Origin of the sequence: Paenibacillus agaridevorans, from assembly GCF_003112455.1 — a bacterium.
Classification (GTDB): domain Bacteria; phylum Bacillota; class Bacilli; order Paenibacillales; family Paenibacillaceae; genus Pristimantibacillus; species Pristimantibacillus agaridevorans.
This window is the reverse complement of record NZ_BDQX01000308.1, coordinates 1-729: the sequence shown is the minus strand read 5'-3', so window position 1 is coordinate 729 and position 729 is coordinate 1. Positions and strand designations below refer to the sequence as shown.

The 729-nt window shown below is 55.7% G+C and carries 1 protein-coding gene; it reads left to right on the top strand.

Features of this window, described 5'->3' with window-relative positions; all coding sequences use genetic code 11:
- Positions 1-82: 82 nt before the first annotated feature.
- Positions 83-729 (top strand): SDR family NAD(P)-dependent oxidoreductase (locus PAT3040_RS24980; protein ID WP_146200541.1); only part of this gene is annotated, 647 nt, incomplete at its 3' end.

Sequence of the window (729 nt, the reverse complement as noted above, 5' to 3'; positions counted from 1 at the left end):
GACATGAAGGATGCAGGCGTGGAGTATCATTCGATCGGGCGCAAGCCCGCGATCAGAGAAGGAGTGAAGGAGTCGAGGTAGATTGGGAGATCATGCGATAGTTGCAGGGAAGGTCTATCTGGTGACAGGCGCGGCGGGGTTTATCGGTTATTACGTGGCCAAGCGGCTGCTGGAGCAGGGCTGCATGGTCGTCGGCCTGGATAATGTGAACGATTATTATGACTTGAATCTCAAGCGTGCTCGACTGGCGGAGCTGATGCCGCATGAGGGGTTCGTGTTCGTCGAGGCCAGCATTTCGGATCACACGGCGGTTATGTCGCTGTTCGAGCAGTATAAGCCGGCGGCTGTGGTTCATCTGGCCGCGCAGGCGGGAGTGCGTTATTCCATCGAGAATCCGGATGCGTATATCGAGAGCAACATTACCGGCTTTTTCCACATCCTGGAGGCTTGCAGGCATTATCCCGTGGAGCATTTGGTGTACGCTTCGTCGAGCTCGGTGTATGGGGCCAATAAGAAGGTACCCTTTGAGGAGACGGACTTCGTCGATCATCCGGTGTCGCTTTATGCGGCGACGAAGAAGTCGAATGAGCTGATGGCGCATACGTACAGCCACCTGTACCGCATACCGGCGACGGGACTACGATTTTTTACGGTGTACGGACCGATGGGCCGGCCGGATATGGCGTACTTTGGTTTCGCGGATCGTTATTTTGCGGGCAAGCCGATTCA